General features: G+C 50.2%; 22 protein-coding genes. 15 read left to right on the forward strand and 7 right to left on the reverse strand.

All coding sequences use genetic code 11. The features are described 5' to 3' along the window. The first annotated feature begins 204 nt into the window (after positions 1-204). A complete protein-coding gene (locus CYJ98_RS09895) occupies positions 205-417 on the forward strand; it encodes a glycine zipper 2TM domain-containing protein (RefSeq protein ID WP_003684747.1) in 213 nt (70 codons plus the stop codon). 64 nt (positions 418-481) lie between these two features. Here the strand turns inward: CYJ98_RS09895 and CYJ98_RS09900 are convergent, their stop codons facing one another. From CYJ98_RS09900 to CYJ98_RS09920, 5 genes are all read right to left on the reverse strand, one after another. Next, positions 482-1,402 (reverse strand): hydrogen peroxide-inducible genes activator, encoded by a 921-nt coding sequence (locus CYJ98_RS09900; protein ID WP_049330768.1) that lies wholly within the window; start codon positions 1,400-1,402, stop codon positions 482-484. 3 nt (positions 1,403-1,405) lie between these two features. Further along, a complete protein-coding gene (gene minE / locus CYJ98_RS09905) occupies positions 1,406-1,669 on the reverse strand; it encodes a cell division topological specificity factor MinE (protein ID WP_003680625.1) in 264 nt (87 codons plus the stop codon). Positions 1,670-1,672: 3 nt separating this feature from the next. After that, positions 1,673-2,488 (reverse strand): septum site-determining protein MinD, encoded by an 816-nt coding sequence (gene minD, locus CYJ98_RS09910; RefSeq protein ID WP_049330767.1) that lies wholly within the window; start codon positions 2,486-2,488, stop codon positions 1,673-1,675. 26 nt (positions 2,489-2,514) lie between these two features. Next, positions 2,515-3,234: a septum site-determining protein MinC gene (minC, locus tag CYJ98_RS09915; protein WP_004520214.1), complete on the reverse strand. Its 720-nt coding sequence runs from the start codon at positions 3,232-3,234 to the stop codon at positions 2,515-2,517. Between the two features lie 147 nt (positions 3,235-3,381). After that, the gene (locus tag CYJ98_RS09920; RefSeq protein ID WP_234395604.1) at positions 3,382-4,617 is read right to left on the reverse strand and encodes an FAD-binding domain-containing protein; all 1,236 of its coding nucleotides are present in this window, start codon (positions 4,615-4,617) and stop codon (positions 3,382-3,384) included. Between the two features lie 125 nt (positions 4,618-4,742). On the opposite strand from CYJ98_RS09920, the gene CYJ98_RS09925 reads away from it, so the two are divergent. The 6 genes from CYJ98_RS09925 to CYJ98_RS09950 all read left to right on the forward strand — a co-directional run bounded on the left by CYJ98_RS09925 (position 4,743) and on the right by CYJ98_RS09950 (position 13,966). Continuing rightward, positions 4,743-5,600, forward strand: coding sequence for an ATP-grasp domain-containing protein (locus CYJ98_RS09925; RefSeq protein ID WP_101756305.1), 858 nt, complete (start codon positions 4,743-4,745; stop codon positions 5,598-5,600). Positions 5,601-5,971: 371 nt separating this feature from the next. Next, positions 5,972-7,363 carry an alanine/glycine:cation symporter family protein gene (locus tag CYJ98_RS09930; protein ID WP_049329304.1) on the forward strand — a complete coding sequence of 464 codons (1,392 nt, stop codon included), beginning with the start codon at positions 5,972-5,974 and terminating at the stop codon, positions 7,361-7,363. Positions 7,364-7,446: 83 nt separating this feature from the next. After that, positions 7,447-8,703 (forward strand): D-amino acid dehydrogenase, encoded by a 1,257-nt coding sequence (locus tag CYJ98_RS09935; RefSeq protein ID WP_101756306.1) that lies wholly within the window; start codon positions 7,447-7,449, stop codon positions 8,701-8,703. 180 nt (positions 8,704-8,883) lie between these two features. Continuing rightward, positions 8,884-9,693, forward strand: a complete 810-nt coding sequence (gene zupT / locus CYJ98_RS09940; protein WP_002220178.1) for a zinc transporter ZupT — start codon at positions 8,884-8,886, stop codon at positions 9,691-9,693. A gap of 96 nt (positions 9,694-9,789) precedes the next feature. After that, positions 9,790-12,621, forward strand: coding sequence for a valine--tRNA ligase (locus tag CYJ98_RS09945; protein WP_101756307.1), 2,832 nt, complete (start codon positions 9,790-9,792; stop codon positions 12,619-12,621). Between the two features lie 82 nt (positions 12,622-12,703). Then, the gene (locus tag CYJ98_RS09950) at positions 12,704-13,966 is read left to right on the forward strand and encodes a hypothetical protein (protein WP_141750520.1); all 1,263 of its coding nucleotides are present in this window, start codon (positions 12,704-12,706) and stop codon (positions 13,964-13,966) included. A 256-nt stretch (positions 13,967-14,222) separates the two neighbouring features. Here CYJ98_RS09950 and CYJ98_RS09955 read toward each other — a convergent pair whose 3' ends face one another. Together CYJ98_RS09955 and CYJ98_RS09960 are read right to left on the reverse strand one after the other, a co-directional pair. Beyond that, positions 14,223-15,164, reverse strand: coding sequence for an ABC transporter ATP-binding protein (locus tag CYJ98_RS09955; RefSeq protein WP_101756308.1), 942 nt, complete (start codon positions 15,162-15,164; stop codon positions 14,223-14,225). 15 nt (positions 15,165-15,179) lie between these two features. Beyond that, complete coding sequence (locus CYJ98_RS09960; protein ID WP_101756309.1) at positions 15,180-16,070, reverse strand: NUDIX hydrolase; 891 nt, start codon at positions 16,068-16,070, stop codon at positions 15,180-15,182. 120 nt (positions 16,071-16,190) lie between these two features. Between CYJ98_RS09960 and CYJ98_RS09965 the strand changes: the two genes are divergently transcribed. The 8 genes from CYJ98_RS09965 to lpt3 all read left to right on the forward strand — a co-directional run bounded on the left by CYJ98_RS09965 (position 16,191) and on the right by lpt3 (position 23,031). Beyond that, a complete protein-coding gene (locus CYJ98_RS09965; protein ID WP_049322449.1) occupies positions 16,191-16,775 on the forward strand; it encodes a beta-class carbonic anhydrase in 585 nt (194 codons plus the stop codon). Positions 16,776-16,793: 18 nt separating this feature from the next. Beyond that, positions 16,794-17,399, forward strand: coding sequence for a nicotinate-nucleotide adenylyltransferase (nadD, locus tag CYJ98_RS09970; RefSeq protein ID WP_101756310.1), 606 nt, complete (start codon positions 16,794-16,796; stop codon positions 17,397-17,399). 58 nt (positions 17,400-17,457) lie between these two features. Beyond that, positions 17,458-17,844, forward strand: a complete 387-nt coding sequence (rsfS, locus tag CYJ98_RS09975) for a ribosome silencing factor (protein WP_002246503.1) — start codon at positions 17,458-17,460, stop codon at positions 17,842-17,844. Between the two features lie 108 nt (positions 17,845-17,952). Further along, positions 17,953-19,347, forward strand: coding sequence for an ATP-dependent RNA helicase HrpA (gene hrpA, locus CYJ98_RS09980; RefSeq protein ID WP_101756311.1), 1,395 nt, complete (start codon positions 17,953-17,955; stop codon positions 19,345-19,347). A gap of 134 nt (positions 19,348-19,481) precedes the next feature. Beyond that, the gene (locus CYJ98_RS09985; protein WP_160310274.1) at positions 19,482-20,126 is read left to right on the forward strand and encodes a ComF family protein; all 645 of its coding nucleotides are present in this window, start codon (positions 19,482-19,484) and stop codon (positions 20,124-20,126) included. After that, entirely contained in the window at positions 20,126-20,914 is a 789-nt protein-coding gene (locus CYJ98_RS09990; RefSeq protein WP_049322453.1) for a hypothetical protein, read from the forward strand. Before CYJ98_RS09985 ends, CYJ98_RS09990 begins: the two co-directional genes overlap by 1 nt. 147 nt (positions 20,915-21,061) lie before the next feature. Beyond that, positions 21,062-21,241 (forward strand): hypothetical protein, encoded by a 180-nt coding sequence (locus CYJ98_RS09995; RefSeq protein ID WP_049322454.1) that lies wholly within the window; start codon positions 21,062-21,064, stop codon positions 21,239-21,241. A 212-nt stretch (positions 21,242-21,453) separates the two neighbouring features. Then, positions 21,454-23,031 carry a lipooligosaccharide phosphoethanolamine transferase gene (lpt3, locus tag CYJ98_RS10000; RefSeq protein WP_101756312.1) on the forward strand — a complete coding sequence of 526 codons (1,578 nt, stop codon included), beginning with the start codon at positions 21,454-21,456 and terminating at the stop codon, positions 23,029-23,031. Positions 23,032-23,037: the final 6 nt, after the last annotated feature.

The following is a 23,037-nucleotide window of genomic DNA, read 5'->3' on the forward strand; positions in this document are numbered from 1 at the left end:
TGCGGTTGATGTATGCGCAATTTTATGCCAAATATATTAAATTTTATAAATATTCTATTGGAATTTCCGTTTATTTTTGAAGTTAACCGTTCATTAAGGGCGTTATCTTAGTTTAATCTGTCTTTACTTATCAGAAAATATATTAATGAAAGGTTGTGCCATACTGTTCCATATAAAGCTTAACCCCTGATGGAGAATCAAACCATGAAGAAAACTTTTGCAAAAACTGTGACCTTGATCATGCTGGCCGCTTCTTTGGGTGCATGTGCCAATATGACTCAAACCCAACGCAACACTGCTGCTGGTGCGGTATTGGGTGGTGTGGCAGGTAACTTGATTGGTGGCGATACCGGCTCTACCTTGGGTGGCGCGGCTTTGGGTGGCGTTATCGGCAGCCAGGTTCATACCCGCTACTAATCCTTTATTCGGTTAAAAATAAAAAAGGCCGTCTGAATATTCAGACGGCCTTTTGTTTTACGGTTTATTCGTTGACGAACGTTACACCGGTCAGTTGCGATTGCAAAATAGCCGTGCGCAAAGCAGTCAGTGCTTTCGGTCGGACAAAGTTGCGGCGATAGGCCAAAACGACACGGCGGTGCGGTGCAGTGCCTTCAAACGGGATAATGCTGAAAAGCATATGGTCGTTTTCGGTCAATGCGGTAGCCGGCATGACGCTGATGGCCAAACCGCTGGCAACCATGTGGCGGATGGTGTTGATGGAGCTGCCTTGCAGGGTATTGGTCAAACCTTGGATTTTCTGTTTGGAAGCCAATTCGGAACAGCTCGCCAACACTTGGTCGCGCATACAGTTGCCTTCGGACAGCAGCAACACTTGTTCTTCGCCCAAAAGCTGAGGCGTAACGGCATCGAGTTCTTCAAAGTGATGTCCTTTGGGAACAATGACGAAGAAAGGTTCGTCATACAGAGGCTCGGTTACGATGCCCGGCTCTTGGAACGGTTCGGCAACGACGATTGCATCGACATCGCCACGTTTGAGCGACTCGGTCAGGATGTGGGTATAGTTCTCTTCCAGCATCAGCGGCATTTTCGGCGCGGTTTCACGCAGCGCGGTAATGAGCTTGGGCAGAAGGTAGGGGGCAACGGTAAAAATCAGGCCGAGTTTGAACGCGCCTTCCAATTCGTTTTGCTCTTCATTGGCAAGGTGCTTGATGAGTTCGGCTTCTTCCAAAACCCGGCGGGCTTGGGCGACAATGCGCTCGCCCGCTTCGGTCGTGATGATGTCGTTGCTGCTACGGTCGAACAGGGATACCGACAGCTCTTCCTCCAGCTTTTTGATGGCGATGGAGAGGGTGGGCTGGCTGACAAAGCAGCGTCGTGCGGCACGTCCGAAGTGACGTTCTTGTGCGACGGCTACGATGTAACGCAATTCGGTCAAGGTCATGTGTTAAGCCTTTTTTTGTTCCGGCAGGGTGATGTTCAGCTCAAGAACGTCCAAGCCGTCTTGTTTCTCTTGGGAGATGCGGATGTCGTCCAATGATACGTTGACGTATTTGGACAGGACTTCCAACAACTCTTTACGCAGGGTCGGCAGATAGTCCGGAGCTTGGCCTTCTTGTGCGCGCTCTTGCGCGATGATGATTTGCAGGCGGTCGCGCGCGACTGTGGCGGTTTTCGGCTTTCTGCCGAACAGCATATCGAGCAGTGACATGTATTAACCTCCGAACAGTCGTTTTAAGAAGCTTTTCTTCTCAGCTTCGAGGAAACGCATTTCGCGGTTTTCACCCAAGAGGCGGGCGATAACGTCCTTGTAGGCTTCTGCTGCTGCGGCATTGTCTTGGTGGATGACAGGTTCGCCGGCGTTGGAAGCTTGCAGAACGTTTTGTGATTCAGGAATCACACCGATCAACGGAATACGCAAGATGTCGCAGATGTCTTGTACCGACAGCATTTCGCCTTTAGCCACGCGCTCAGGGGAGTAGCGGGTAATCAGCAGGTGCTCTTTAACAGTGCTGCCTTGTTCTGCTTTGCGGGATTTGCTTTGCAAAATGCCCAAGATGCGGTCGGAGTCGCGGACGCTGGATACTTCCGGATTGGTGGTAATGATGGCTTCGTCGGCAAAGTAGAGTGCCATCAGTGCACCTTGTTCGATACCGGCAGGGGAATCGCAGATAATGAATTCGAAGCCCATTTTTTCGCTGGCCAGCTCTTTCATCACGTTGTCCACGCCTTCGCGGGTCAGCGCGTCTTTATCGCGAGTTTGAGATGCAGGCAGGATGTAGAGGTTTTCGCAGTTTTTGTCTTTAATCAGGGCTTGGTTGAGTGTGGCTTCGCCTTGGATGACGTTGATGAGGTCATACACGACGCGGCGTTCGCAACCCATAATCAGGTCGAGGTTGCGCAAACCGACGTCGAAGTCGATCACAGCAGTTTTGTGGCCGCGCAGGGCCAGGCCGGTTGCGATGCTGGCGCTAGTAGTGGTCTTGCCTACGCCGCCTTTACCTGAAGTTACTACGATGATTTTGGACACGATATTTCCTTTTTAAGTACTGATGTTTATTCGGCGTCGATTGCGCTGATAACCAGTCGGTTGTCTTGCAATGATACTTGTACGGGTTTTTTGTGCAGATGCTCGGGCAGGTCTTGCTCGAAGTTGCGGTAGATACCGGCAACGGAGACTAATTCGGCCTGCATGGAATGAATAAAGATGCGCGCGTTGGTATTGCCTTTTGCACCGGCCAACGCTCTGCCGCGCATGGGGGCGTAAATATGGATGTTGCCGTCGGCGATAAGTTCCGCACCTTGGCTGACGATGCCGGTGACGATGAGGTCGCCGTTTTCAGCGTAAACCTGCTGGCCGGTACGCACGGGCGTGCTGACCAATACGGTCGGATTGTTGATAACGGTGGCCTGTACGTCTTGCGGCTGCGGTGCTTGGCGAGGAGTAGGTGCTGCTTGTGTGTCGGCTGCCTGGGTGGAGTTGCCTTGTTTGAATACCAAGTGGTAACGCGCCGCCGCTGCCGCCCATGTGTCGCTGGTGTGGTGCAGCCCTAAAATTTGCATGCCGTAACGGGCAAACAGGGAAATCATGCCACCCAAATCGATGGATTCGGGATGGTCGAAATCTTGTACGTCTAAAATGAAGGGAACGAATTCGTCTTGGGATTGGCCTGCCAGTTGGCGTAGGAATTCTTCCAATTCAGTTAAATCTGCGGTGTGCAGATGGATGGATAAGACGTCCAAACGTGACGTTTTTATGTCGAATGCGGGTTTCATTGTAATGAAATAATAAAATTTTTTAATGACGTAAGTTTACCGTGTAAATCTTGGCTATTCAATCTGTTTGGCCGTCTGAAACCAAAATATTTTGTTTGAACGTTTTTCAGCTGTATCTAGTGTGGTTTTTTGGTGTGAACGCAGGTTTCAGATGGCCTTGGGAAAGGGGTAGCCGTGTGTGTCGATGTCATCGGCGGCGGCCCACGGCGTATGGATAAGGGTGGACGGCAGGTGTGCCAATTCAGGGAGGTAACTGCGGATGTAGCTGCCGTCGGGATCGATTTGATGTGAACGATGGGCATAGCGGACGGTGGCCGTGTCTTGTGCGGTGAGGTGCCAGTTGGCTTGGTTGAGCGCGGGGTCGGTGCCGGTTTGGACGGAGGCTGTCCATGCGATGCCTTGGTTGGGGTCGAAGTTGAGCGCATGGCAGAAATAGTGGGCGCACAGCTGCTGGAGAACGGGGTGTAAGTGGCCGGTGGCTTTGAGGCCGCGGATGGAGGCGTCGATGATGGGCACGCCGGTTTGGCCGAGTTGCCAGTATTCGCGTACCGGAGCGGCATCGGTTGTTTCGGGCAGGCGGCGGTGGTAGGCGAGCTGGTAGCAGTAGTCGCGGAAAATGAGTTTGTCCAGCCACTCGAAATGTCGGTTTGCCAAGCCTTCGGTGGACAGCAGTCGCGGTGAAATGCAGCCTGCGGACAGGTAGGCATTGAGGAGGCTGGTGTTTTTTCGTGCCGGAAAATTTTTGGTAATCGGGTAGTGAACCAAATTCTGTTTGAACGCGTGCCATTGCGTTAAGGCTGCGGTTTCGCCGCCCTGCTGATAGGCAGGCAATACCGTGCCGGTATAGGCTGGAAACAGTGGAATGTTTTGTCCGGTTTGAACAGGCAATTCGGTTTCAGACGGCCTTTGTCCTGAATAAGCCTGCAACCATGCTTGTTTATAGGCGGCAAAATCGGTGTAGGGCAGGCCGTTGGCATCCATGAGGGGGGATTTGGCCAAAATGCCGCGGTCGTTGGCATGTTGCAGGGCAATGCCTGCATGGTCAAAATTATGCCAGAGGTGATTGTCTTGGCGGATTTCGGCTTCGGTGTAGGCTTCGTCTGTGATGACGGTATAGACATTGAGCGCAGCAGCCAAGGGGAGGAGGTCTTCATCGGAGGCGACAACATATAAAGGAATATGGTGCGCCGCCAGACGGGTATGCAGCTCTTGCGCGGCTTGATAATGGAACAGGCTTTGACGCGGATTGTGGTTTTCAGACGGCCTTTGGCTGACCCAGACGCAGGCGATGGGCAAACCGCTTGCAACGGCGGCATTAAGCGCAGCATTGTCGTGCAGGCGGAGGTTGCGGCGGAACCAGACAAGGACGTAGGCAGATTTCATGAGCATGTTCCGACGGAAAAGGAGAAAACCATTTTATCAGAATCAGCCTCATGTATCAGGCCGTCTGAAAAATCTTTTTGTTTGATTTCGCTATATAATTTTGGTTTTAGCAACGAGATGCAACCATGACCGAGCAAACCGTTTTGGCACTCATTACCTGCCAAACTTATCCCGAACCATCGGACAACTTGAAAACATTGGCGGCATGCTTGGAAACCATGGGCGTGAAAACCGTATTTGATGCGTGGCAAAACCATCCGTCCGCGCCATTTTTGTTGCCTTTGTGCGCATGGGATTATGCCGCCGAACCTGAAACCTTCCGCCAATGGCTGGAGCATGCCGAGAGGGCGGGGCAGCGTTTTATCAATCCGCCCGAGCTGATGGCTTGGAATATGGAAAAGACTTATTTGTGCGATTTGGCGGCGCGCGGCGCGCAAGTGATTCCCAGCGTGTTCGTTCCGCCGCAAAAAGCCGAATTGGCGGACATCCTGAACCAACAGGGCTGGACAGAAGCGGTCATCAAGCCTGCATTCGGGCAGAGCGGCAAAGGCGTGGTCAAAGTTTGTGCGGACGCATTGGACGTGGATATGGCGGATTATCCGCAAGGCATGATTATTCAACCGTATATCCGCGAAATCGAAACGGCAGGCGAAACATCGCTGGTGTTTTTCAACGGCGTATTCAGCCATGCCGTGCGCCGTCAGCCACCACAAGGCGAATGGCGCGCCAACTCGGCCTATGGCGTGTCGGTGTTCGGTATTGAGCCGCCCGAGTTTGCCGTCCGTGCCGCGCAAGACGTACTGGCTGCCTTGCCGCAAATGCCGGTTTACGCCCGCGTGGATGGTACATTGGTCGGCGACACATTCCTGCTCAATGAGTTGGAACTCATCGAGCCCGCCCTGTATTTGCACACCAGCGAAGGCGCAACGGAACGCTTTGCCCGAGTGTTGGCGCAATTGCTTGGGCAACATTCATCAACCTGACTTTATCAATATAAATAGCAAGCCTCAGGCCGTCTGAAAACCATCTTTCAGACGGCCTGAGGCTTTTTTTAAACAAGATTTGCGCGTTTGTATTTTTCAATAATGTGCCATTTGTCGATTGTGTCATTTTAATTGTTGCAGTCTTAATTGAAGGTTGATTAACTTTCATTTGGCATTTTATCTCGGCCGCAGCCTTTATTTTTAGCGGATTGTAAACAATCTGGTCGGTCTAAATAGATATCTTTTTAGGGTAAAAATTCAAAAATCTTTTTAAAAAGAAAGATATTGTCTTATTGAATATTCTGTGCTGAAATTACATGACACTACAAAAAGTAGTGCATAAAAAAATAAAACAGACAAAGGAGAAAGCCATGCAATTGTTTTTAGACAATCTTAAAGCCTTTTTCGAAACCATCAGCGGCTGGGTCTGGGGACCTATTATGTTGATGCTGCTGGTCGGTACGGGCATTTTGCTGACCGTTTTGCTGAAAGGCTTGCAGTTCACCATGTTGGGTTATGCGCTGAAACAGGCGTTTGTGCCGTCAAAGAAGCATGAAGACGGCGAAGACCACGAAGGCGATATTTCCCATTTTGCGGCGTTGATGACCGCGCTTTCCGCCACCATAGGCACGGGTAACATCGCCGGTGTGGCGACTGCGGTGGTAACCGGCGGCCCGGGCGCGGTATTTTGGATGTGGATGACCGCCATTTTCGGTATGGCCACCAAATACGGCGAGGGCGTGTTGGCGGTGAAATACCGCGTCACCAATTCCAAAGGCGAAATGTCCGGCGGCCCGATGTATTACATCGAAAAAGGCTTGGGTAAAAATTGGAAGTGGATGGCCGTCGCCTTTGCGCTGTTCGGCACATTCGCTTCATTCGGTATCGGCAGCTCGGTGCAGTCCAACTCGGTTGCGCAGGCAGTGCAAACCAGCTTCGGTGTCGAACCTGCCTACACCGGCGTGATATTGACTGTATTAACGGCCATTGTGCTTTTGGGCGGCATTAAGGGCATCGCCAAAGCCGCGTCCTTTATCGTACCTGCCATGGCAGTGTTTTATGTGGTGGGCGGTATTGCCATTATCGTGATTAATTCCGATGTGCTGATGCCTGCCGTCAAACTGATTTTCTCCGATGCGTTTAGCGCGCAAGCTGTGGCAGGCGGCGCCATCGGTACGGTCATCCGCTACGGCGTGGCGCGCGGCGTGTTCTCCAACGAGGCAGGTATGGGTTCTGCGCCGATTGCCGCCGCCGCCGCGAAAACCGACCACCCCGTCCGTCAGGCTTTGGTTTCCATGACCGGTACGTTTTTGGACACCATCGTTGTCTGCTCGATTACCGGTATCGTTTTGGTCATGGGTCTGCTCGGCGCAGGCGGCGAGTTTGTGAAACCTGAATTGAGCGGCGCGGCACTGACAACCGTCACTTTCCAAAAAATGCTGCCCGGCATCGGTGGCTGGATTGTGACCATCGGCCTGATTTTCTTTGCCTACTCAACCATTCTCGGCTGGTGTTATTACGGCGAGAAATGCGCGGTTTACGTCTTCGGCGAGAAGTTTGCCGGTTTGTACCGCGTCGGTTATGTTTCTTCAGTTATGCTGGGAACCGTGTTGAGCCTTGATTTGGTGTGGCTGGCTTCGGACACATTTAACGGCTTGATGGCATTGCCCAACCTGATTGCGCTTCTGTTGATGGCGAAAGTCATCGTCAATGAAACGCGCGACTTCAAACAAAAAATCAAAAACGGCGAATTGCCGCATTAATATCCAAGGCCGTCTGAATATGAACATTCAGACGGCCCGATGTATATTAAGTTTGTTTTGAAAAAAGTCAGAGGAGGAGAAAAATGAAAGTGCTTGTTTTAGGTGCTGGTGTTGCCGGCGTATCTTCCGCGTGGTATCTGGCAGAGGCAGGACATGAAGTAACGGTCATCGACCGCGCCGAGGGCGTGGCGATGGAAACCAGTTTTGCCAATGCCGGCCAGCTTTCCTACGGCTATACCACGCCTTGGGCTGCACCCGGTATCCCGACCAAAGCGCTGAAATGGCTGTTTAAAAGCCATCCGCCTTTGCTGTTTCGCCCTGACGGCAGCCTGTATCAAATCGAATGGCTGTGGCAAATGCTGCAAAACTGCACGGCAGCGCGCTATCAAATCAATAAAGAGCGCATGGTCAGGATTTCCGAATACAGCCGTGAAATGTTCCGCCGTTTTGAAGCGCAAACCGGCATGAATTTTGAAGGGCGCAAAAAAGGGACGTTGCAGATTTTCCGCCAAGCCAAAGAAGTCGAAGCGGCAGAACAAGACATTGCCGTTTTGGAACGCTACGGCGTACCGTACCGCCGTCTGAAACCCGAAGAATGCGCAGAGTTTGAGCCTGCGCTGGCGCGCGTTACCACCAAAATTGCCGGCGGCCTGCACCTACCTGCGGACGCGACCGGCGACTGCCACCTCTTCACTGAAAACCTATACAAATTGTGTCAAGAAAAGGGCATACAGTTCCACTTCAACCAAACCATCAGCCGCATCGACCACAATGGGCTGCGCATCAAAGCCGTTGAAACCGAAACAGGGCGGTTTGAAGCAGATGCCGTTGTCTGCGCGCTCGGCTGCTTTAGCAGGACTGTGTTGGCGCAGTTGGATCTCAATCTGCCGATTTATCCCATCAAAGGCTATTCCTTGACCCTGCCGGTCACCAATTCAGACGGCGCGCCGGTGTCCACCGTTTTAGATGAGAGCTACAAAGTCGCCATCACGCGCTTTGACAACAGAATCCGCGTCGGCGGCATGGCGGAATTGTCGGGCTACGAAATCAAACTGCCCGAAAAACGCCGCGAAACCTTGGCTTTGGTCGTCAACGACTTGTTCCCAGAAGGCGGCGATTTGAGTCAGGCATTGTTCTGGAGCGGCCTCAGACCGATGACGCCCGACAGCACACCGTTAATCGGGCGCACCCGCTTTGATAATCTCTTCCTGAATACCGGCCACGGCACTTTAGGCTGGACCATGTCGCTGGGTTCGGCAAAATTAACCGCCGATATCGTGAGCGGCAAAGATACCGAAATCCGAAGCGACGATTTGAGCCTGTCACGCTATCAGGCTTAAGCTGAAAAGCGATAAGGTTTAGCGGCATTTCAAATTTAAAGGCCGTCTGAAAATTATTTTTCAGACGGCCTTTTGTTTCAAAATCCGGGTATTTAATCAATAAAATAAATAATAACTATTATCATGCGCATTAAAAAGTGTTAGTCTGAACCTGTCCCAGCTTTTAGCGCAGGTTTTCTCATGCCCGATTTTTCGATGTCCAATTTGGCCGTTGCCTTTTCCATCACGTTGGCTGCCGGTTTGTTTACCGTATTAGGCAGCGGCTTGGTGATGTTTTCCAAAACGCCCAATCCGCGTGTGTTGTCGTTTGGTTTGGCATTTGCCGGCGGTGCGATGGTGTATGTTTCCCTGACGGAAATTTTCAGTAAATCCAGTGAGGCGTTCGCTGAAATTTATGATAAAGACCACGCGTTTGCGGCGGCGACCATGGCATTTTTGGCCGGTATGGGCGGCATTGCGCTGATTGACCGCCTGGTGCCGAACCCGCATGAAACTTTAGACGCGCAAGACCCATCGTTTCAAGAAAGCAAACGCCGCCATATCGCGCGAGTCGGCATGATGGCGGCGTTTGCGATTACGGCGCACAATTTTCCCGAAGGTTTGGCGACGTTTTTTGCCACCTTGGAAAATCCGGCGGTCGGGATGCCTTTGGCCTTGGCGATTGCCATCCATAATATTCCGGAGGGCATTTCTATCGCCGCGCCGGTTTATTTTGCCACCCGAAGCCGTAAGAAAACGGTATGGGCGTGTCTGCTATCAGGTTTGGCCGAACCTTTGGGGGCGGCTTTGGGCTATTTGGTTTTGCAGCCGTTTTTGTCGCCTGCCGTGTTTGGTTCGGTATTCGGCGTGATAGCCGGCGTGATGGTGTTTTTGGCGTTGGACGAGCTGCTGCCGGCCGCCAAGCGCTATTCAGACGGCCATGAAACCGTTTACGGCCTGACAACAGGAATGGCGGTAATTGCCGTCAGCCTGGTATTGTTCCGTTTTTAAAACCCGTATGCCAAAGGCCGTCTGGAATGATTCAGACGGCCTTTTTGCGTTATAATCCGCACATCAAAAATAACCTTAATTTCACAAAGTTCCATCATGTTAGACAAATACAATCCAGCCGAAATCGAATCCAAACATTATCAAAACTGGGAAAAGCAGGGCTATTTCCAACCTGATATGGATTTGACCAAACCGTCTTTTTCCATTCAACTGCCGCCGCCCAATGTAACCGGCACGCTGCACATGGGCCATGCCTTCAACCAAACCATTATGGACGGCCTGACCCGCTACTACCGCATGAAAGGCTGCAACACCGCCTGGATTCCGGGCACCGACCACGCGGGTATTGCCACGCAAATCGTGGTCGAGCGTCAGCTTGCCGCGCAAAACGTGTCCCGTCATGACTTGGGCCGTGAGAAATTCTTGGAAAAAGTGTGGGAATGGAAAGAAGTTTCCGGCGGTACGATTACCCAGCAAATGCGCCGCGTGGGCTGCTCTGCCGACTGGACGCGCGAGTATTTCACGATGGACGACGTGCGCGCCGAAACCGTGACCGAAGTGTTTGTGCGCCTGTTTGAACAGGGCTTGATTTACCGCGGTAAACGCTTGGTGAACTGGGATCCGGTATTGGGTACCGCAGTGTCGGATTTGGAAGTGGAAAGCGTGGAAGAACAAGGCTCTATGTGGCACATCCGCTATCCGTTGGCCGATAATCCTGCCGAAGCCGTCATCGTGGCGACTACCCGCCCTGAAACGTTGCTGGGCGACGTGGCCGTTGCCGTCAACCCTGAAGACGAACGTTACACCCACTTAATCGGTAAGGAATTAATCCTGCCACTGACCGGCCGTACTATCCCCGTGATTGCCGACGAATACGTTGAAAAAGACTTTGGCACAGGCTGCGTGAAAATCACGCCTGCGCACGACTTCAACGACTACGAAGTCGGCAAACGCCACGACACGCGCCTGATTAATGTGTTCGATTTGGAAGCCAAAGTGCTGGCAAACGCCGAAGTGTTCAACTTCAAAGGCGAAGCGCAACAAGGCTTTGCCCTGCCTGAAAAATACGCAGGCTTAGACCGCTTTGCCGCGCGCAAACAAATGGTTGCCGATTTGCAGGAACAAGGTTTCTTGGTCGAAATCAAACCGCACACGCTGATGACGCCGAAAGGCGACCGTACCGGTTCCGTGATTGAACCGATGCTGACCAGCCAATGGTTTGTCGCCATGTCCGCCACGCCAAACGGCGGCGAGCCTGACAGCGAATTCAAAGGCTTGAGCCTCGCCGACAAAGCCAAAAAAGCCGTCGACAGCGGCGCGGTACGCTTTATCCCTGAAAACTGGGTCAACACTTACAACCAATGGATGAACAACATCCAAGACTGGTGTATCTCGCGCCAACTGTGGTGGGGCCATCAAATCCCTGCATGGTACGACAACGAAGGCAATGTGTATGTCGCCCGCAATCAGGAAGAAGCCGAAAAACAAGCCGGCAAAACCGGTTTGACCCGCGAAGAAGACGTATTGGACACATGGTTCTCCTCCGCGCTCGTGCCGTTTTCCACACTCGGCTGGCCGTCTGAAACCGACGAACTCAAAGCCTTCCTGCCATCCAACGTCTTGGTAACCGGCTACGAAATCATCTTCTTCTGGGTGGCGCGCATGATTATGATGACCACCCACTTTACCGGCAAAGTACCATTTAAAGACGTGTACATCCACGGCATCGTGCGCGACCACGAAGGCAAAAAAATGTCCAAATCCGAAGGCAACGTCATCGACCCTGTGGATTTGATCGACGGCATCGACTTGGAAAAACTGCTGGTAAAACGTACCACCGGCCTGCGCAAACCTGAAACCGCGCCAAAAGTGGAAGAAGCCACGAAAAAACTCTTCCCCGAAGGCATTCCGAGCATGGGCGCGGACGCATTGCGCTTCACCATGGCAAGCTACGCCAGCTTGGGACGTTCGGTCAACTTCGACTTTAAACGTGCCGAAGGCTACCGCAATTTCTGCAATAAATTGTGGAACGCTACCAATTTCGTGTTGATGAACACCGAAGACAAAGACTGCGGTCAAGACGAAATGCAGCCGTTGGCGTTTACCTTCGCCGACCAATGGATTATCGGCAAACTGCAACAAGCCGAAGCCGCCGTTGCCGAAGCCTTTGAAACCTACCGCTTCGACCTGGCCGCACAAACGCTGTACGAATTTGTGTGGAACGAATATTGCGACTGGTACATCGAGCTGGCAAAAGTGCAAATCCAAACCGGCTGCCCGACAACCCAGCGCACCACACGCCGCACCCTCGTACGCGTACTCGAAACCATCCTGCGCCTGCTGCACCCAATCATGCCTTTCATTACCGAAGAGCTGTGGCAGGTCGTTGCGCCTCTGGCGAATGCCAAAACCGCCGACAGCATCATGTTGGCCGCCTATCCGCAAGCCGATAAAGAAAAAATCGTTCAGACGGCCTTCGATAAAATGGCCGCATTGAAAGACTTGGTGGAAGAAGTGCGCAAACTGCGCGGCGAAATGGGTATCGCGCCAAACGTCAAAGCACCGCTCTTCGTCGAAGGCAGCGCAGAACTCGAAGGCCTGCTCAAATACTTGCCGTCGCTGACCCGACTGACCGAAGCCAAGCTGGTGGATAGCTTGCCCGAAGCGGAAGACGCACCTGTCGCCGTCTGCAACGGCGCGCGCCTGATGCTGAAAGTCGAAATCGACAAAGCCGCCGAAACCGCCCGTTTGAGCAAAGAAGCCGAGAAGCTGCAAAAAGCCTTGGACAAACTCAACGCCAAACTCTCCAAACCCGGCTACACAGAAAAAGCACCGGCGCATCTGGTGGAAAAAGACAAAGCCGATTTGGCGGAATTGGAAGACAAAATGGCGAAAGTGCAAACTCAGTTGGCGAAGTTGAAAGGGTAGTATTGTTTGGTTGTAAAAGGCAGCCTGAAAATTGTGGAATAGGTTTCAGGCTGCCTTATTTTACCCTGCGGGAGAGTCAAAAATGTTTGAAACACAAGTTTTCTTTAACCAGAAAAAAGGAAAATCCAGTTCTTTAATCAACCGATTAAATGAAGTAATCGACAAACGCAAGAAATACGGCTTGTACATTGCAAGCTGTTATCTGCCTGATGAAAAAGGGCTCAGCAAACTAGTGGAATTTGTTAAGGAGTTGATGAACGATATAAAAATTTACGAAGTGAATTTTTATATTGATGCCCGACAAGTAGTAAAACTATCCACGCCTATTATTGAAACCAAACTGCTTAAGCCATTGGCAAGACTGTTTGGGGATGAGCAAGTGTCTTTTCATGTTGTAGAGTCTGAAAACTTGTTCCATACAAAGGCATTAGCACTTATTGACAACTTTGATGAACCGAATGGTGCTCTTTTTGTCGGTTCAAGCAATTTCACCTCTGCCGGTTTGTTTGCAAACAAAGGAGGCAATCACGAGACTGGTATGCTCAGTAGCAACTTGAACGATATTTACAATTTTATTGAGAGCCTACAAGAGCTTCCCGTTTGCTTACTTCAAGATTTTTCTGCTTACAAGTTAGATTCTTATACTTTTCAATACTCCCTTGTTTCACAAGGGAGATTTGTTCATAAATGGCAGCAAACCTTGCAGCAATATTTTGCTATCCGCTATGAATTAACAGAGCAAGGAAGGCGGGAAATTGGCTCAGAGCAATTAAAAAGCATGGGGTTTGACATTGATGCAGAGACAATCAGCAAACAATTTCTTCAATTTGATAGTTTCGTAGATAGCGCAGAAGCTGAAGAATTAAAAAATTTACGACGAAAAGGAATCGAAACATATCTCGGACATTGGGTGCCCAAAAGTATGATTCAAGTTACTAAGAACAATGCAGATTTAAATAAATTTTACCAGTGGCTTGAAGATTCTGTTCGTATGCAGCTTGCTCGCAAAGAACATGAAATTTTTGAGCAATACCAATTACTGCTGGAACAGGGAATTATCAAGCCAACCAGTAAAAAAGCTTCAATGGTTTTTGAAGACAGGCTGGCGAAATTAAGGAAAGATTTGGATGAAAACGACGGACATAAATTGCGTCGTTTCCTCAATAAATTTGAAATTTTTGATTTGCCTTATGATTTCTCATGTAAATCAGAAATTAAAGACCTTTATGATATTTTGGTTGAATCATCTCAGGCTGCAATTAGAAAAAAAGAAGCAATGAAGCGGATAAATCAGGCTATTGAAGAAAAAAATCCTGATTTAATCAATGATTGGATAGAAGAGTAAGCAAGCGTAGGTTAGGTCAAGGCTCAACAAAACCGTTAAATCATCTGTTTTATGTTGGGTTTGCAACCCAAGCTACCAAAAGGCCATCTGAAACTGCTCTTTCAGATGGCCTCCCCATTTTCAGGTTGCCCTTCCCCAAGGCAGCCTGAAACCTTTCCCCCGCCCCAAACCCATCCGCCGTCATTCCCGCCTGCGCGGGAATGACGGTGTTTGTTGCTTTTCAGACGGCCTTTTTCTTTTTCTTAATCCATCACATTCAATCAAACCAAACAATCTGATTTTCATCCACGCTGATGCGGATTTCCTGTCCGGTTTGCGGTTTGTCCGTATCGTGGTCGGCGTGGGGATACCAAATCAAATCGCCGTATTGCGGATGGGCGAGGGTAAGGCGTGTGCCTTCGGCGAGGGGGACGGCTTCGCTGATGCGGACGGACGTGCCGTTCGGGTCGAATCGGATGGCGTGTTGGGGGATGTAGCGTGTGTCGCCGGTGTTGGCCAAACCGAGTAGCAGGGCGGCTTGGGCGTTGACGGGGCGGCGGATAAGGGTTTCCGGCGTGCCGTGTTGGAGGATGAGGCCTTCGTGCATGATGGCGATGGTGTCGGCCATGGTGCAGGCTTCCTCGGCGGAGTGGGTCACGAGGATGGCGGGGATGTTTTGACTGCGGATGCGTTCGGCGGTCAGGGTGCGCAGGTGGTGGCGCAGGTGGGTGTCGAGGCTGGAGAAGGCTTCGTCCAAGAGCAATAGCGACGGGCGCGTGATGAGGGCGCGTGCGAGGGCGAGGCGTTGTTGTTCGCCGCCGGAGAGGCTTTCGGGTTTGCGTTGCGCTTCGTGTTCCAAACCGATGTCGCGCAAGGCCTGCATGGATTGTTCTTCGATTTCGGCTTTGGGCAGCCGGCGCATTTTGAGGCCGAAGCCGACGTTGTCGAGGGCGGTTAAATGCGGCAAAAGGGCGTAGTCTTGAAACATCAGCGAGATATTGCGTTTTTCAGACGGCATGTCGGTGATGTTGTCGCCGTTGAGCCAGACTTCGCCGCTGTCGGGACGCACCAGGCCGACGATGGTTTTGAGCAGGGTGGATTTGCCACAGCCGGAGCGGCCGAGTACGGCGAGGATTTCGCCTGCTTCGACGTTTAGGTTGATGTCTTGGGCAACGGTTTTGCTGCCGAAGCGTTTGTTGATGTTTTTGAGTTGCAACATGGTTTCAGACGGCCTTTAAAAATGGGGTCGGCAACGGATGCTGTCGAGCCATGCGGACAGCGGATGTTTGGGGTCGATCAGGCCGTATCGACGGCAGGCTTCGATCGTGACCAGCTGGGCATCGTGCATCATGTGTCCGCCCAGCATGGCATCGAGCAGGGTGGGGATGTCCATCAGTTCAAAACCGGCGACTTCGCCGTCTTGGTTGGCGGGTTGGAAGCCTTCGGGCAGGACGATGTCGAAGATATACAGGATTTCGTTGTGGACACCGCGATTAACGGGGCGCAAACTATATATTTGGGCGGTCGGTCGGATATGGGGTGTTAACGAAGCGGGAATGCCGGCTTCTTCTTCGCCTTCGCGGCAGACGGCTTCAGACGGCCTCTCGCCGCTGCTGATACCGCCGCCGGTCAGGTTGTCGAGTTTGTTTGGATCGACGGCTTTGTGCGGACTGCGGCGGCCTATCCAAAAGCGCAGACTGTTTTCTGTTTCGACCAATCCGTTCAAGTGAACTGCCTGACTCATCAGGCCGAACGGACGGAAGGCGGCGCGTTCGAGTGCGCATAAAGGCTTGCCCGACTGGTCGCAGATGTCGAACTTTTCATCGCGCCAACCCTTGAGCCAACCGCATTCGCGCCATTGTTGCGCCAGCGTTTGCAAACTGTCGCCCATTTCTGCCCAGCTGTCGGTTTCCAAATTCAGGCCGTCTGAAAGGGTTGACTGCCTGCCTGTCCAATCTTGCCTGAGGCGTTCGCGCCATAATGGGTTCAGACGGCCTAAAGGCAGGCCGTTGAGATACAGAATGCACCAATCGTCGGATGCGCCATAGCTGGTTTGCGCCCAATCCCACAATTCGTCGTGGACATCGGGTGTGAATACTTGTTCAAAACGGAAAGACTGAGACATGGCGCATCCTCCAAAAGAACTAAAGATACGTCGATTTTAGCCGTTTACGGCGAATTTGCAAAACAACCATACCCCCTGAAAACCGCTATAATAGAGTAAACCATCCGAAACGAGCACATCATGAGCGAATTGAGCGAAATTCTCGCCTATAACCAACATTTCGTCGAAACGGGCGAATACGAAAAATATTTCACCAACAAATACCCCGGCCGCGAGCTGGCCATCCTTTCCTGTATGGACGCACGCATTATCGAGCTGCTGCCCAATGCGTTGGGCTTGAAAAACGGTGACGCCAAGCTCATCAAAAACGCCGGTGCGCTGGTGACCCACCCTTGGGGTTCGGTGATGCGCAGTTTGTTGGTGGCCGTATTTGAACTCAAAGTCAAAGAAATCATGGTCATTGCCCACCACGACTGCGGTATGCGCGGATTGCACGCCGAAGAGTTCCTCCAACGCGTACACGACAGCAATATCCCCGACGACCGCATCGAAACCCTGCGCAATGCCGGTATCGATTTGGACGGCTGGCTGACCGGTTTTGACAACGTCGAAGACAGCGTGCGCCATACCGTCGAGCTGATTCGCAAACATCCGCTGATGCCCGACAACATCGCCATCCACGGCCTGGTCATCCATCCGACCACAGGCAAGCTCAACCTGATTGTTGACGGCAGCCTGCCTGCTTCAGACGGCCAAAACATCTAACGCAGACACCACCACGAAATGAAAAACATCGGATTATTCGGCGGCACGTTTGACCCCATCCACAACGGCCACCTCCACATCGCCCGCGCCTTCGCCGACGAAATCGGTTTGGATCTCGTCGTCTTCCTGCCGGCAGGCGACCCGTACCACAAAGACAGCACGCGCACGCCGACACAAGAGCGCCTCAATATGGTCGAACTCGCCATCGCCGACGAGCCGAAATTCGCCGCCAGCGACTGCGACATCGTCCGCGACGGCGCGACTTATACGTTTGACACCGTCCAAATCTTCCGCCAGCAATTTCCCGGCGCGCAACTGTGGTGGCTGATGGGCAGCGACAGCCTGATGCAGCTGCACACATGGAAAAAATGGCAAACCCTCGTGCGCCAGACCCATATCGCCATCGCCATGCGCCAAGGCGACAACCTCAACAAAACCCCGCGCGAATTGCACGCATGGCTCGGCGAAGCCCTGCAAAACGGCAGCGTCCGCATCCTCAACGCGCCGCTGCACAACACCAGCTCCACTCAAATCCGCGCCGATCTCGCCAAAACGCACCATTCAGACGGCCTGCCGCAACCCGTCGCCCAATACATCCGCCAACACAAACTCTATGAAAAATAGCGTTTATTCAGGCAGATAAGCTATAATGCCGTCTGAAAACATTTCAACTAGGAAAATAATGAACGAACAAGAATTGCAAGACCTGCAAAAAATGGTCGAAGTGGCCGTAAACGCCCTTGAAGACATCAAAGCTAAAGACATCTCTGTTTTGGAAACCCAAGACAAAACCTCCCTGTTCGCCCGCATGATTATTGCCAGCGGCGACAGCACACGCCAAGTCAAAGCACTGGCGAACAACGTTGCCGTCGATTTGAAAGAAGCCGGTTTCGAAATCCTCAGCACCGAAGGCGACAGCGGCGAATGGACGCTCGTCGATGCAGGCGACCTCGTTGTCCACGTCATGCTCCCTGCTGTGCGCGACTTCTACGACATCGACACCTTGTGGGGCGGAGAAAAACCGAGTTTCCACGCCGGTATGCAAAAACCTTGGCACGCCGCTGACTAAAACGGTTTATCCATACAAAGGCCGTCTGAAACTTGAAAGCAAGCAAGTTTCAGACGGCCTTTTGCTATAATTCCATTCTTTTCACAATATTCAATTTATTGCACCATCATGCCGCAACCCGATTTCACCCAAACCCTCTCCAAAGACCGCCATTTTCTGCGATCTGCCTTTAAAAACCCCAATAAATACGGCGGCTTGGCCAAGGTTGAGGAAAAATACAAAAAATCGCATGACCTCTATCTGCAACGCCTGTCCAAACTGCCCAAGCCCGAATTCGACAACACACTGCCTGTTCACGAAAAACTCGACGAAATCAAAAAAGCCATTGCCGAAAATCAGGTAACGATTATTTGTGGCGAAACCGGTTCGGGCAAAACCACACAGTTGCCCAAGATTTGTTTGGAACTCGGGCGTGGGGCGGCAGGCTTGATCGGGCATACCCAGCCACGCCGTTTGGCCGCGCGTTCCGTAGCAGAGCGGATTGCCGAAGAGCTGAAATCGGAAATCGGCAGCGCGGTCGGCTATAAGGTGCGCTTCACCGACCACACCTCGCGCGATGCCTGCGTTAAGCTGATGACCGACGGCATCCTGTTGGCGGAAACCCAGACCGACCGTTATCTCACCGCCTACGACACGATTATCATCGACGAAGCGCACGAACGCAGCCTGAACATCGACTTCCTTTTGGGCTATTTGAAACAACTTCTGCCGCGCCGCCCCGATTTGAAAGTCATCATCACCTCGGCAACGATAGACGCAGAGCGCTTCTCCCAACACTTCAACGGCGCGCCCGTTTTAGAAGTGAGCGGGCGTACCTATCCCGTTGAAATCCTCTACCGACCGTTGACCAGCAAAGACGAAGACGACGCGGAAGTGGAGCTGACCGACGCAATTGTCGATGCGGCAGACGAATTGGCGCGCTACGGCGAAGGCGATATTTTGGTGTTCCTACCGGGCGAACGCGAAATCCGCGAAGCCGCCGAAGCCCTGCGCAAATCCACGCTGCGCCGCAACGACGAAATCCTGCCCCTGTTCGCACGCCTGTCGCACGCCGAACAGCATAAAATCTTCCACCCTTCAGGCGCAAAACGCCGCATCGTGCTGGCAACCAACGTCGCCGAAACCTCGCTCACCGTGCCGGGCATCAAATACGTCATCGACACCGGCCTCGCACGCGTCAAACGCTATTCCGCACGGGCGAAAGTGGAGCAGCTTCATGTCGAAAAAATCTCCCAAGCCGCCGCACGCCAACGCTCTGGCCGCTGCGGCCGCGTCTCCGCAGGCGTATGTATCCGACTGTTTTCAGAAGAAGATTTCAACAGCCGCCCCGAATTTACCGACCCAGAAATCGTCCGCAGTAACCTCGCCGCCGTCATCCTGCGCATGGCATCGCTGAACTTGGGCGACGTAGCCGCATTTCCATTTTTAGAAATGCCCGATTCGCGGTATATCAATGACGGTTTTCAGGTATTGCTGGAATTGGGGGCGGTGGAGGCCGTCTGAAAATAGGGAAATGACTTAGAAATAAATCAAATATTTCCTTTTCTTTAGTTTCTTGAGCTAAAATTATTTTTTTAGTTATTTTTTAAGGGGAGTTAAAAATGTCTAGAAGACGATCATTTGATTTTGATCATAAGATGCTTGATGTAATCGATATCAATACCCAAGATGAAAATGAACCAACTAGTCTTCATGATTATAAAAATGGGGATTGTGAACTATTAAATGGGAGTTGGAAAGCAGGATGGGCTTTGGACTTACATACAATATCCAGCATCATGTTGCCAAACGGGCATTTTGAAAATCACTATACCAAATTAGGTTATGCATTAAATCAGTTAAAATACCATAATAATTTTGAGCAGCTATCGTTTTTGATTGAACAAATGACTTTATTTTTGAAAACTCGATTAGTGCTGCCCTATTTACATGTGATTTTGCCTATTCCCGCTTCTAAACAAAGAGAAAGACAGCCTGTTTATGAAATTGCACAAGGCGTAGCAGAACAGATTCATAAGCCTATAGATTTTAATTTTATTAAAAAAATAAAAAATACGACCGAACTAAAAAGCATACAAAAACCATATGAAAGATGTGAAGCTCTATCGGGTGCTTTTGAAATTACCGACAGTAATTTGTATAGAAACAAGAAAGTGTTGCTTATTGATGACTTATTCAGATCAGGGTCAACACTCAATGAAATAGCGTCCGTGTTGTATCGAGACGCAGGTGTACAAAATGTTTATGTTGTTACTTTGACTAAAACACGAGTGAATAAATAATGAATGAAAAAGTTTTTATTTCAGGTTCTATTGCGATTAAGAGCTTACCTCAAGAAGTCTGTAAGAGATTAGAAAAAATCATGGAGAAAAATATGCAGGTATTGGTTGGAGATGCTTCTGGTATTGATTGTTTAATACAGAATTTCTTTAAAGATAAAGATTACGATAACATTACTGTCTATTCTATTTACCCAGAACCAAGAAATATTTCTTCTCGTAAATTTAGAATAGAAACAATTAATGTTTCTGATGATGTGAAAAAAGAACGCGAACGGCAACAATTTAAAGATAAACAAATGTCAGAAGATAGCGATTACAGCTTGATCATATGGGACGGTAAAAGCAAAGGCAGTTTTACCAATATTATTCGTGCATTAAAATTGAATAAAAAAATAGTTGTTTATTTAAGTAAGGAACAACGATTCTTACCGAAAGATAAGTGCATTATTCCTGAAATAGAATTTATTTACCGAGAAAATGTTGGCTATACTACTTCTGAAATTCTTGAATATTTTCAAAAAGAAGGAATAAAAGATTTTACTAGCGTAAAGGATTTACACCAGTTTCTAATAAAAAACAATATCATCGTCAAAAACGAAAAGAAATATGAACCTCACTCCAGCTTAGAGAAGGCTGAGGTTGACAAATATTTTATTAAAACACAATACAAGGGAAAGGACACGGGACTAAATTATACAAATGATTTGATTGACTTGATAGATAAAATAATTAAAACGCCAGATACAGATAAATATCCGCCCAAGCAAGAAGATTTGTTTGATAATTAAATGTTGTTTGAAAAATAGTAATGGATATGATGTAGCATGGAGAAATTCCTAAGCTAACTTTATGCTTCTAAATTCTAAATTATCAATCCATCTCATAAAATACGGTGTACATGGAGTACATCCCACAAACACCATGCGAAATATAAAATGCTCTCCATCAAAAATACCAATATGCCGTTTAAAAACGAGCTTTTGCGAAGCAAAAAACTTTCAATACTAACGCCAATCCAACCCCGCTATCGCCTGACCCGCCTCGGCGAACAAATGGCGCACCTGCCTATCGACCCGAAAATTGCGCGCATTTTGTTGGTATTATTCCATTTTTAGAAATGCCCGATTCGCGGTATATCAATGACGGTTTTCAGGTATTGCTGGAGTTGGGCGCGGTAGAGGCCGTCTGAAAATAAAATCTTTCTTAATCAAAAGGCAGGCCATGTTTCATTTTCAGACGGCCTAAATCATTGAGAAACTAAAAACTATTAAAAAGGAAATATTGGGTTTTAAAACTCAATTGGTAAATTTTTTATTGTGAAATATTAATGATGAAAAAATCTTTCTTCACGCTTGTTTTATATTCGTCTTTACTTACCGCTAGCGAAATTGCCTATCGCTTTGTATTCGGAATTGAAACCTTACCGGCTGCGAAAATGGCGGAAACGTTTGCGCTGATATTTGTGATTGCTGCGTTGTATCTGTTTGCGCGTTATAAGGCGACGCGTTTGTTGATTGCGGTGTTTTTTGCGTTCAGCATTATTGCCAATAATGTGCATTATGCGGTTTATCAAAGTTGGATGACGGGCATCAATTATTGGCTGATGCTGAAAGAGGTTACTGAAGTCGGAAGCGCGGGCGCGTCGATGTTGGATAAGTTGTGGCTGCCTGCGTTGTGGGGCGTGGCGGAAGTCGTGCTGTTTTGCAGCCTTGCCAAGTTCCGCCGTAAGACGCATTTTGCCGCCGATATATTGTTCGCTGCGGCGATGTTGCTAATTTTTGGACGTTCATTCAGTACGACGCAGGAACACGGTATTTCGCCCAAGCCGACATACAGCCGCATCAAAGCCAATTATTTTAGCTTCGGCTATTTTGTCGGGCGCGTATTGCCGTATCAGTTGTTTGATTTAAGCAAGATTCCTGTGTTCAAACAGCCAGCGCCAAGCAAAATCGGGCAGGGCAGTGTTCAAAATATCGTCCTGATTATGGGCGAAAGCGAAAGCGCGGCGCATTTGAAATTGTTTGGCTACGGGCGTGAAACTTCACCGTTTTTAACCCAGCTGTCGCAAGCCGACTTTAAGCCGATTGTGAAACAAAGCTATTCCGCCGCTTTGATGACGGCTGTGTCCCTGCCCAGCTTTTTCAATGCCATACCGCATGCCAACGGCTATGAGCAAATCAGCAGCGGCGATACCAATATGTTCCGCCTTGCCAAAGAGCAGGGCTATGAAACGTATTTTTACAGCGCGCAGGCTGAAAACGAGATGGCGATTTTGAACTTAATCGGTAAGAAATGGATAGACCATCTGATTCAGCCGACGCAGCTTGGCTACGGCAACGGCGACAATATGCCTGATGAGAAACTGCTGCCGCTGTTTGACAAAATCAATTTGCAGCAGGGCAAGCATTTTATTGTGTTGCACCAACGCGGTTCGCACGTCCCATACGGCGCATTGTTGCAGCCTCAAGATAAAGTATTCGGCGACGCCAATATTGTGGATAAGTACGACAACACCATCCACAAAACCGACCAAATGATTCAAACCGTATTCGAGCAACTGCAAAAGCAGCCTGACGGCAACTGGCTGTTTGCCTATACCTCCGATCATGGCCAGTATGTGCGCCAGGATACCTACAATCAAGGCACGGTGCAGCCCGACAGCTATCTCGTGCCGCTGGTGTTGTACAGCCCGGATAAGGCCGTGCAACAGGCTGCCAACCAGGCTTTTGCACCTTGCGAGATTGCCTTCCATCAGCAGCTTTCAACATTCCTGATTCACACGCTGGGCTACGATATGAAGGTTTCAGGTTGTAGCGAAGGCTCGGTAACGGGCAATCTGATTACGGGCGATGCAGGCAGCTTGAACATTCGCGACGGTAAGGCGGAATATGTTTATCCGCAATAAGCGTCG

It is taken from the genome of Neisseria perflava (assembly GCF_002863305.2).
Taxonomy (GTDB): domain Bacteria; phylum Pseudomonadota; class Gammaproteobacteria; order Burkholderiales; family Neisseriaceae; genus Neisseria; species Neisseria perflava_A.